Origin of the sequence: Stenotrophomonas sp. HMWF003 (genome assembly GCF_003061285.1) — a bacterium.
GTDB classification, from domain to species: domain Bacteria; phylum Pseudomonadota; class Gammaproteobacteria; order Xanthomonadales; family Xanthomonadaceae; genus Stenotrophomonas; species Stenotrophomonas maltophilia_AP.
Genome location: NZ_QAIW01000144.1, coordinates 1 through 11,426, shown reverse-complemented (window position 1 = coordinate 11,426; position 11,426 = coordinate 1). Strand labels below are relative to the sequence as shown.

Sequence of the window (11,426 nt, the reverse complement as noted above, 5' to 3'; positions counted from 1 at the left end):
CCACCGATCAGTACGTCGTTGCCCTCTCCGCCCCACAGGCTGTCCTCGTCGTCACCGCCGTCCAGCAGGTCATTACCGCCGTTGCCAACCAACTTGTCCCGGCCGGCGCCACCGTAGAGACGGTCATCGCCATGGAATACGCTGGAAACGTTGGCATCTGCGCCATCACCCACCAGCTCATCGTCGCCCGCGCCGCCATACAGATCGTCACTGCCGCCCATGCCGAATAGGACGTCGTTGCCGTCGCCACCGTCGAGCATGTCCCGACCGTGATTGCCCCCTTGGGTAGCCAACGAGTCACCCAGCAGATAATCATCCCCAATACCACCCAGCAGGGTATCGTCGCCTGCATCACCGTAGAGCTGGTCGTTACCCGCACCACCATCAAGAAAATCATTGCCGGCGATGGTGTTGAGCTCATAGGACGCATTGAATGCGTAGTCGAACCGATCACCCTGGAGGATGTCGTTGCCTTCGCCGCCAGTGATGGTATCGGCACCGCCCAATCCAAAGATGCGGTCGTCGCCGTAGCCACCATGGATGACGTCGTTGCCATCCGCACGTGCGTGTCTGGAAAGCAGCGTAGCCATGGTGGCGAACATGTTGTCACCGACGGCGAACTCATCGCCCAGGATCAGGTCATTGCCGTCGTCGCCGTAGATCGTGTCGTCGTCAGCCCCGCCAATGAGCAGATCGTTGCCGGTGCCGCCGTCGATGACATCGTCGCCCTCGCCACCGTAGACCACGTCGTGCCCGTCACCGCCCAACAGGTCATCGGCCTGCCCGGCGTAGATCTCCGGCGACAGATATCTCACCCAATTGTTCAGCGGTCGGCCCGGCGTTACGCTGTATGCCGCCCAGGGCGTGAAGGACAGCAGCAAAGATCCCGCGTCAGCACGATCAACTCCCTCGTCGCCTCGTACCTCCCAGCCCTTGCCGGAACTGAACAGCTGCGGATCACCGTGATCGATATAGTCACCGCCGAAATCACGCGACCACTTGACCACCATCGGAGCCGACAGCAGGACATCATTGCCGCCGCCCCCGCGTAGGCGATTGGTACCTGGACCGCCCAGTACCAGATCGTTACCGAGACCGCCGTCGATCCAGTCATCGCCGAATCCGCCGTCGATCGCGTCGTTGCCACCCATGCCATTTAAGTAATCGTTGCCACTGAACGGCGGCGCTTCGAACTGACCATCCGTGCCCACCATGTCATCCCCGTTGCCGAGGATAACTGGAGCTGGCCCCTCAACTTGGCCCCGGTCCGGCAACGTGATCCCGAAGTCGCCGTCTTTCCAATTGTTGATGATGATGCGGGCCCCGGTGTCGGCGTGCCGCAGTATGAGGTTGCCGTTGGAGAACGTAATGCGGAGGCTTCCATCGGCGGTGTCCCAAGTGGCGGGGCCCAGCGCCCGGTGCAGTGAGCTGGTCGAGATCGCGTAACGGTCGATCTGGATCACGCCGCGACCATCACTATCGATGATGATGTCTTCGCCGCCCTTGATCATCTCTGCGCTGGAGAACACATAGGTGTCCATTCCCTCTCCGCCCTCCAGGGTGTCCCGGCCCAGGCCTCCTTCGAGCCGATCGTCCCCAGCCCCACCCTTCAGTCGGTCATCGCCGCCCTCGCCTCGCAACGTGTCATTGCCGGAGCCACCACTGATGAAATCGCCCAGCGCCCCGCCCTGCAGAGTGTCCGCTCCCGCGCCTCCGGTCATGGAGTTCTGCTCACCCTGCACGCCATTCAGGTAGTCATCGTTACTGGTGCCAAAGTGAAGCGCGTAGCCGAGATTTGGGGCTCGGATTCCCGTCTGTCCATAATTGACTATGGATTCTCGTATTCTCGTCTGAACATCTTCAGGGGTTTCCCCAAACATGGTTTCGAAGAACTGATCCAGTGCCTCGTCGCTCGCCAATGACGCCGCAGCCATGACGACGCCCACCACTACGGCAACAGTCACAGTCAGCGGACCACCCGCCGCCGCTATGCCCACCAATGCAGACCGGATGACAGTCCCCAGCATGGCTGACGCAGCGAACTTGGTTGCAAGTTCCGCGAACTCTCGACCGTCGCCCTCGCTCAATGCCTTGGCGAAATCTCCGATCGTGAGCGCTTTGTCGATCGGACCAAATACCTTGCCAAGGTCAGGCGCACCAGTGACACCGATATCCGTTCCGATCTCCGACAGGTTGGCCGCATAGGTGATGACCTTTTTTCCTATCTCGACATTGTCGGAAAGCGCAATCGCGCCTGCCATCCGCTCCAGACGCTCACGATTTTCCGTGGCCCACTGCGTGGCGACAGCTGCCTGCGCCGTCCAACCCTGTGCCTTCCAACGGTCGGCAAACATCTCAGCAAGCTCAGCGTTCTGCTCCGACACCTCGGCCATCACGCGAGCAATGGTTATCTCGTCTACGGGACCGACCTTTGCCATGTCCTCCAGACGCTTGGTCTGCAGCATCAAATGTCCGGCAAGCGCACCTGCCAACTCTGCCAACTGGAGGCCCATATCCGGCCTGTCGCCGTACCACATCTCTGCCATGTCGCTTCACTCCTTGATGCCGCATTGAGGGTTCTACCGGGCACATGAATGCGCCACAGCGTCGCTTGGATACTGCCGGAACTTTCTGGCGCACGAAGGAGAGGCCACTGCGGCCGCTCAACGCTCGCGCAGTGACTCGTCGACGTGCCGCTGCAGTGGGCTAAGCAGGTAATCGAGCACACGCCGCTTGCCGGTCTTGATCTCGGCGCTCAACGTCATGCCAGCCGACAGGTTCACCTTGACCCCGTCGATCTGAAGCGTACTTCGCTCCAGATGGATGCGTGCCGGGAATACCAACCCCAGCTGCTCGTCTTGCGCAGCGTCGTGCGAGATGCTGGTGACCTTGCCGGTCAGATAGCCGTAGCGGGTGTACGGGAAGCTTTCCACTTTCACCGTGACCAACTGCCCGGGCCGAACGAAGCCAATGTCCTTGTTGAGGACATTCGCCTCGATCTCCAGCGCGTCTTCGCTGGGCACTACCGCCAGCAGTACCTGCGCAGGGGTAACCACGCCACCCACGCTATGCACGGCCAGCTGCTGCACCGTACCGGCAACGGGCGCGCGCAGTGTCATCAGCCGATCACGCCGGCCGGCCTTGGCCAATTCAGGGGTGGCCTGGCCAATCTGCTCCTCGGCGGTGCGTAGACCATCCAACGTCTGCTGGCGGAAGTCGGCGACAAGCACTCTAAGTTCTTCGCGGGCAGCGACGAGCGATGAACGTATCTCTGCCGCGCGATTGCGCTGCACTGCAAGATCACGGTCAGCCGCGATGCGCTCCTGCTCGCGCAGAAGATAGTCATGCCGCCCAACATAGTTGCCCTCAACCAGCCGCCCGTAGTCTTCCGCACGCAGGCGAGTGATACGAGCCGATTCCTCCATCGGAGCAATCGCTGCCTCGGTCGTATGCAGCTCGGCCTGGCGCTGCTCGATCACCGCCAGCAGGTTCTGCCTGCGTGCCTGCAATGCGTCGTACTGACTGCGCGCCAGTGCCAGCTCGGCTTCGACCCGCGAAGGCGGCAGCCCCTCCACGGCCCCGAAGACCGGTGCTTGCCCGTCCTGAACTGCTTGGGAAAGCGCGCGTAAACGCAGCGCCGCCAACCTCGCATTGAACAGAGTCTCACCGGCCTTGCTGTGATCGGCAGCGGTGCTGGTTGCGTCCAACTCGACCAGCGGCTCGCCCGCAGCAACGACCTGGCCGTCACGGACCAGGATGCGGTGCACTACGGCAGTCTCGCTGGGCTGCACCACCTTGGTGCGCGAGTCGACCACCGTGCGGCCCGATGCCACCGCGACAATGTCGACGTGTCCCAGAAAGGACCAGAGCAGCGCGATGCAGAAGAAGGCAATAAGTACTGCCATCGTCCACCGCGCAGTGGGAGAGACTGGGCGTTCAATCAGTTCCAGGTGCGCGGGCAGAAACTCGAGTGCCTGCGCATCGCGCGCCGGGTTCTGCAGACTATGTCGCTCCTGCCAGGCCAGCCGAGCGACCTTCGCATAACGACGCGCGAACGCGCCGAATGCCTGAATGATGTGCTTCATGGCATGCCCTGCTGCAAACGGTTCAGGCGCGCGTAGTGACCGTCCGCTCGATCGATCAGATCGGCGTGAGTGCCACTCTCGACGATGCGGCCCTGGTCCAGCACCACAATCCGGTCAGCCCTGCGCACTGTGGATAGCCGGTGGGCGATAATCAGCACCGTGCGCCCCGCACATATGCTGCGCATGTTAGCCATCACCGCATGTTCTGACTCGTAGTCCAATGCGCTGGTAGCCTCATCAAGGATAAGGATGCGCGGGTCGCCGACCAATGCGCGGGCGATCGCTACACGCTGGCGCTGTCCGCCAGACAGACCAGCCCCCTGCTCGCCGACACGGGTATCGTACCCTTCCGGCAAAGCCAAAATGAACTCATGGGCGCCGGCCAGGGTGGCGGCGTGGATGACGCGCTCCAGCGGCATGCCCGGATCGCTCAACGCGATGTTGTCGCGAACGGAACGATTGAAGAGAAAATTCTCCTGCAGCACAACGCCCAACTGGCGACGCAGCCAAGCAGGGTCGGCCAGTGCCAGATCCTGCCCATCGATAAGGACACGACCCCGTTCCGGAACATATAGCCGCTGTACCAGCTTGGTGAGCGTGCTCTTGCCTGAGCCGGACCGACCAACGATCCCAATCACTTCTCCTGCGCGGATATCCAGATCGATCCCGGCGAGTACCTCGGGTGCGTCCGGGCGGTAGCGGAACACCGTGTGTTCAAATCGAACCGCACCACGGATCGGTGGTAGCGCAATTCGGCTGCCCGGAATTTCGGTGCGCGTGTTCAGGATATCGCCAAGCCGGTCAACGGAAATGCCCACCTGCTGAAAATCCTGCCACAGCTGCGCAAGGCGGATGATGGGTGCAGCCACTTGACCAGAAAGCATATTGAAAGCGATCAGCTGGCCCAGGCTGAGCTTTCCGTCGATGACAAGACGTGCCCCGAAGAACAGAATGGCAATCGCCACCAGCTTCTGCACTAGCTGCACACCCTGCTGGCCCAGCGTTGCAAGGCGGGTCACCGAGAACCCTGCATCCACGTACCCAGCGAGCTGACTGTCCCAGGTGCGGGTTACCCGCGGATCCACTGCCATTGCCTTGACGGTACCGATGCCAGTAACTGTCTCAACCAGGAAGGCCTGATTGTCCGCGCTCCTCGCAAACTTGTCGTTCAGGCGTCGCCGGAGCACCGGCGTGATGCCTGCGGAAATCAGCGCATACAAAGGCAATGAAATGACGACGATCAGGGTCAGCCAACCGCTGTAGTGGAACATCACCGCCAGGAAAATCACGGTGAACAACAGATCAAGCACGGACGTCAACGCCTGACCCGTCAGAAAGCTACGTATATTCTCCAGTTCACGGACGCGGGCGATGGTGTCGCCAACCCGGCGCGACTCGAAATAAGCCAACGGCAACGCTAGAACATGCCGAAACAGACGCGCACCCAGCTCCACGTCGATCTTGCTGGTGGTGTGCGACAGCACGTACGTCCGCAGGCCGCTGAGAACCACCTCGAAGATCGCAATGCACACCAGGCCGATAGTGATGACATCGAGTGTGGTCCATCCACGATGCACCAACACCTTGTCCATCACCACCTGGTAGAACAGCGGCGTAACCAACGCGAACAGCTGGATGAAGAAGGAGACGATCAGCACCTCGACCAGCAGCCGCCGGTATTTAATGACGGCGGGAATGAACCAGCTGAAGTCGAATCGCGCCAGGTCGCCCAGCACCGACGCCCTCGAGGCCACCAGGAGTACACGCCCTGAGTAGCGTGAGGCCAGCGCTTCTTGTGTGATCGTCTTCGGTCGGCGCTCAAGCAAGTCGTGGATCATGGCCCTGCCATCGCTTACGCGGGCGATGATGAACGCATCACCATCCTCGCCGATCGCCATCGCCGGTAACGCAAGGTGACCCAGTCGTTCCAGAGGTACCGTGGCCGTCTTCGCCTTCAGACCCAGTCCGTGCGCGGCCAACACCAGCGCCGCATCGTCCACCTCTCCGGCCATCCGCCCGGTCTGGTGCAGCAATTGCGCGGCATCCGCTGCGATGCCATGAAATTGTGCGAGCAACACCAATCCACGCAACCGCAGATCGTCGCCCGCCGCTCGCCTTGCGTCATCCAACCGGGATGACACCACATTCCCTTGAAGCATCTTCGTCCTTAAGCGCGCCCCATCTTGTGTGCGCGCATCCCCTTGGCGCGGATTGTGAAATCTCTCAGAAAAACTGTCAACAGATTGCCGGTCAAAGCGATAGCCATCAGTACGGGTAACGCGCCAGATCAGCGATTTTCACGGCTGAAGCAGCTGAATTTCCCACACCTTCGACGGGAAGGATGGGTGCTATCGGGCTATCGGTATCGACCCATTGCTGCACGCCGTGTCGCCGTGTCGCGCCGGATGTTGCGGTCGTCGCATCGGCCACTGCATCGCAGAAAATGCAAAACCATAGGGCTTCCCGTAACCAGCCGTATCGCTACCTACACAGCCCGCCACGCCCACAAAAAAACGGCCGGGTTGCCCCGGCCGTTTTCAATCATGCATCAAGCTCGATGGATCAGAACTTGTACTTCAGGGTCAGCTGCATCGACCAGCGCGACACGGCGGTGTTGCCCTTGTCGTTGTTGTTTTCCTGGATCGCAGAACTGTCCGCACCGGTGAAGGAGTACACGTACTTGCCGGTAGCCGGATCGATACCGGCGTAGTTGGCTACACGACGGGTCGAGTAGAAGCCGTAGTCGTCGATCAGACCCCACTTCTTGTTCAGCAGGTTGCCGACATTCATGATGTCCAGGGCGATTTCACCCTTGTGTTCCTTCATGAAGCCCGGGAACTCCTGGCTGATACGCACGTCGAAGGAGTTCGTCCAGTTGGAGCGGTGCTGGTTGGCCGGGACCACGCCGCCACGGAAGGCATCGAGCTCCGGATTCTGCGCCAGCCAATCGAAGAACTGCTTCTCCATCGCCGCGCCACCGGTGAACAGCACGTCACCCGGACCGGTCGGCACGTAGAACAGGTCGTTGGTGGTGGCACCGTCGCCGTTGGCATCGTTGTAGAAGATGTAGCTGAACGGACGACCCGAACGGCCTTCATAGAACAGGCCGACGCGGGTGGCGTTGTCACCGAAGAAGTTGTGCTTCCACTCCAGGGTGCCGGTGATGCGGTCCTTGATCGCGTAGCGCGAGTTGTAGGCCACGTCTTCGTTTGAATTGAAGATCGGCGTGTTGTTCCAGTTCGAGGTGTTCTGCGAACTGGTCAGCGGGCTGACTTCCTTGGACTGGGTGTAGGTGTAGCCCAGCGACCAGCCCCAATTCTCGGTCAGCGGCTTGGCCAGCGAGAAGGTCGCCTGGGTGCCACGGCCCTTGTCGGTGTTGCGCATGACCAGCACATCGCCCATGTCGCTCGGACGGTTGGCGCGGTCGACAGCAGACTTGGTACCGGTCGTGATGCCGAAGTCGACACCCTTTTCGTCGATACGGGTGTTGGCCTGGTTGCGACCAGCTGCGTTCCAGTAGATCGCACGGCCATCGGGGCCGTAGGTGGTCGGTGCGGCCACGTCCAGGCGGTCGAAGTAGATGCCGTCCTTGACCTTGGTCATCAGCACTTCCGCCGACGCCACGATGCCGTACCACGGCAGCTCATGATCGAACGCCAGGTTGGCCTTCCACACCGACGGCAGGCGGGTGCCCGGGGCGATGATGTCCACGTTCTGGCGGGCCGACGCCGGGCCACCGGCCGGCACGTACGGGTTGTTGCCATCCGGAGTGAAGGAGCCCACCGGCGGGTTGCGCTGGTCGTACTCGATGTAGTTCAGACCCGTGTTCTGGTACGCACCGGCCAGCCACACGTTCGGCGCTGCGCCACCGAACAGGCCCACGCCACCGCGCAGCTGGGTCGGACGGTCGCTGTCGAAGGTGTAGTTGAAGCCGACACGCGGCTGCACCAGCGCCTTGTCGACTAGCTGGGTGTTGTTGAAGCCGTACAGCTGCTCGATGCGCGGGTTGTACAGACGCTGATCACTGAAGTCAGGCATGTCCACGCGAACGCCGAACATCAGGCTCAGGTTGTAGTTGATCGCCCAGGTATCCTGCACGAACACACCCGTGTTCTTCAGGGTGAAATCCGCCGGGATGTCGTCGCGGCTGCCGTCAGCGCGCGGGGCGCGCAGCTGATAACGCGAAGCCCTGCCCGCCAGGAAATCGTTCACGCTGTTGAACTCGTACACGCCGTTGAGGTTGCGGCCGTAGAAGTTCATCAGGTCGTTCTTCGAGTAATCGAAGCCGAACTTGACGGTGTGATCGCCGACATACCAGGTACCGGCACCGAAGGCGCTCAGTTCCTTGGATTCCACGATGTTGACGTGGGTGTTCTGCTCGGTACCGACGTACAGCGAGTCGTTGCCCGAACGGATGCGGATCTGCGGCATGTCGACCAGCGGAACACGGTTGGCCGAATAGTCCTTGTGCGAGATCTTGAACTCGGTCGAGAAGTTCTCCGACCAGTCGCTGAACAGTTCGCCCATCCAGGTTTCATACTCGGTCGGCTGCTGGTACCAGAAGTTGCTCAGCGAGATGGCGCTGGTGGAGACCTGCGGGAAGCGAACGACGTTCTGCTCCATCTTGTTGTAGCGCAGGGCGGCACGGTGGTTCTCGTTGATGTTCCAGTCCAGCTTGACCGCGTATTCCTCAATCTCGGTCTTGCTGTTGGGCGCCGACAGGGTGCCCGGATCGTAACCCAGACCCTTCAGGTAGTCCTGCACGCGGGTGACATCGGCGGTGCTGATCGTGCCCTTGCCGATCGGGGTATCGCTCAGGCTGATGCCAGCGGCCGAACGCTCATACTTTTCGTAGTTGCTGAAGAAGAACAGCTTGTCCTTGACGATCGGGCCGCCGAAGGTCATGCCATAGGTCTTCTCGTCTTCGAACCCGTTGAAGTCCTGCTTGTCACCTTCCAGGCGCGAACGGACCATGTCCTTGTCGCGGTAGGAGCCGTAGACGGTGCCATGGAATTCGTTGGTGCCCGACTTGGTCACGGCATTGATCACCGCACCGGTACCGCCGGCGATGGTCGTGTCGTAGTTGGCCAGGTCGATGTTGATTTCCTGGATCGCGTCCATCGACACCGGCTGACGCTCGGTCGGCAGGTTGTTGGAGCCCAGGCCGAACGGATCGGAGGCGCTGATGCCGTCGATGCGGATGGCGTTGTAACGGGTGTTCTGGCCGCCCGCCGAGATCGCGCCGTCAGCCTTGCTGACCTGCGAGATACGCGGATCCAGACGCACGTAGTCCTGGATGTTGCGGTTGGCCGACGGAAGCGCATCCATCGTTTCGCGGGTCACGTTGGTGCCGGTGCCCATCTTGGTGGCGCTGAAGATGTCCAGACCGCCCGCAATGGCGACGACCTGCACGGCATCGAGGTTGGTGGCTGCGACGTCGCCGGCCAGGTTGGCGTTGACGGTGTTTACCTGATTGAGGTTCAGGTAAACGCCCTCTTCGGTCTTGGTGCCTTCACCGGCCTTGTTGATGGTGATGGTGTACGGACCACCCACGCGCAGACCGCGCGCGTTGTAACGACCCGACGCATCCGTGGTGGCGCGGCTGACAGTGCCCGACTCGGTGTGCGTGATGGTGACTTCGGCACCGACGACAGGCGAACCTGCGGCGGACGTGACCTGGCCGCCGACACCGGCAGAGGTGCTCTGGGCGAAAGCGGGAGCGGCGGCAAGTGCGGCCACGAGACCAAGAGTGAGCTTGGACATCCGGAGGTGGGTCATTTTGGGGATAGCCTCGATGCGAGATTGGGGATGGCGGAGAAAAAAACGCGCCCAAGCAGCCTTGCTGGCGGCTGACTGGACTTTTGATCTGGGTTCCCTAGCCGCAGGCTGGTTTCAGCCGCAACGGTTAACACTAGATTAACACGGTAGCTCCGGATTGTGACGGTTTGGCGACAAAACACACGCCATCACAACGGTATCGTGACGCCTTCTTCACATTCAGGATGGACGGGCTGAATGGCGGGAATATGACAGCCCGCGCCCGTAGAGCCGGGCTCTGCCCGGCTGGCGCCAGAATCGGGCACCCCGTAGAGCCGGGCTCTGCCCGGCTGGTGCCAGAACGTCAAAGGCAGCCGGGCAGAGCCCGGCGCTACGCGGGGGTGTGGATCTGGCCGCGGTGGGCCGCACCGGCGGCCGAGAGCAGCAGTACGGCGGCCTGGGCGCAGTCGACCGGATCGCGGGCGCTGCGGTCTTCATCCAGCGAGAAGGCGCGGGCGCGCAGGGCGGTGCGCATCGGGCCCGGTTGCAGGCCGCTGACCCGGACCGGGCTGCGGCCCAGTTCGTCATGCAGGCTGCTGATCAGCCCGCGCAGGCCGTGCTGGGCGGCACCATAGCCGCCCCAGTACGCCTGCCCTACCCGCCCTGGATCGTCCACGGTGAACACCAGCGCGGCATCGTCCCGCTGACGCAGCAGCGGCAGGCAGGCCTGGGCCAGCCACGCCGGGGCCGTCAGGTTGACGTGCACCGCCCGCGCGAAGGCGGCCGGGTCGGCCAGCTCGAACGGGGTCAGGCCGGCGAAGTCGGCGGCGCAGTAGAGCAGGCCATCGAGGCGGCCCAGCTCGCTGTGCAGGCGTTCGGCCAGTGCGGCGTAGTCGTCGGGGGTGGACCCTTCCAGGTCCATCGGATACAGCAGCGGCTCGGGGCCGGCGGCCTGGACGGCCGCGTACACCCGGTCCAGCCGACGCGGCTTGCGCCCCAGCAGGACCACCGTGGCACCGGCTGCGGCGCAGGCCACGGCGGCGGCGCTGCCGAAGCCACCGCCCGCACCGGCGATAAGGATGACGCGATCGGCAAGCGATCCAGTCCCGACCCCAACGGACGGGACCGCACTCATGGGAGCGAGGCCTCTTCCACGATGCGCTTGAGCTCGCCGGATTCGAACAGCTCCAGCACGATGTCGCAGCCGCCGATCAGTTCGCCGTGGATGAACAGCTGCGGGAAGGTGGGCAGGTTGGAGAAGCGCGGCAGGTTGGCGCGGACCTCCGGTTCCTCAAGCACGTTGACCGTGCGCAGCGCGACCGCGCCGGCGGCCATCAGGGCCTGGATCGCCCGGCTGGAGAACCCGCACATGGGGTACTGGGGGGTGCCCTTCATGAACAACACGAGGGGGTAACGCTCCACTTCGGTCTGGATCTGCTGCATCACCGCCACAACGACTCTCCCTGCGGGTGGGACAACCCGGCCTGGCCGGTCGGATAGACTTCCCTCAGCGCCATTGTAAGCCTTCCGGCCCTGCCTCCGGCGCCCCCGTCCCCAATCCAATGCGAGCCATGCCCCTCGACC

The 11,426-nt window shown here is 62.4% G+C and carries 6 protein-coding genes; all 6 read right to left on the bottom strand.

Going from position 1 to position 11,426, the window contains the following annotated elements:
* Positions 1-2,546, bottom strand: a 2,546-nt coding sequence (locus DBR34_RS05525) for a calcium-binding protein (protein WP_308812513.1), incomplete at its 3' end; no start/stop codon positions are given.
* Between the two features lie 117 nt (positions 2,547-2,663).
* Positions 2,664-4,085 carry an HlyD family type I secretion periplasmic adaptor subunit gene (locus DBR34_RS05520; RefSeq protein ID WP_128096021.1) on the bottom strand — a complete coding sequence of 474 codons (1,422 nt, stop codon included), beginning with the start codon at positions 4,083-4,085 and terminating at the stop codon, positions 2,664-2,666.
* Entirely contained in the window at positions 4,082-6,244 is a 2,163-nt protein-coding gene (locus DBR34_RS05515; protein ID WP_128096020.1) for a type I secretion system permease/ATPase, read from the bottom strand. Before DBR34_RS05515 ends, DBR34_RS05520 begins: the two co-directional genes overlap by 4 nt.
* 403 nt (positions 6,245-6,647) lie before the next feature.
* Positions 6,648-9,863, bottom strand: coding sequence for a TonB-dependent receptor (locus DBR34_RS05510; protein ID WP_128096019.1), 3,216 nt, complete (start codon positions 9,861-9,863; stop codon positions 6,648-6,650).
* Positions 9,864-10,233: 370 nt separating this feature from the next.
* Complete coding sequence (locus DBR34_RS05505; protein WP_128096018.1) at positions 10,234-10,977, bottom strand: SDR family NAD(P)-dependent oxidoreductase; 744 nt, start codon at positions 10,975-10,977, stop codon at positions 10,234-10,236.
* Positions 10,974-11,294, bottom strand: coding sequence for a Grx4 family monothiol glutaredoxin (gene grxD / locus DBR34_RS05500; RefSeq protein ID WP_038689261.1), 321 nt, complete (start codon positions 11,292-11,294; stop codon positions 10,974-10,976). The genes DBR34_RS05505 and grxD overlap by 4 nt, the downstream gene beginning before the upstream one ends.
* Between the last annotated feature and the right edge of the window lie 132 nt (positions 11,295-11,426).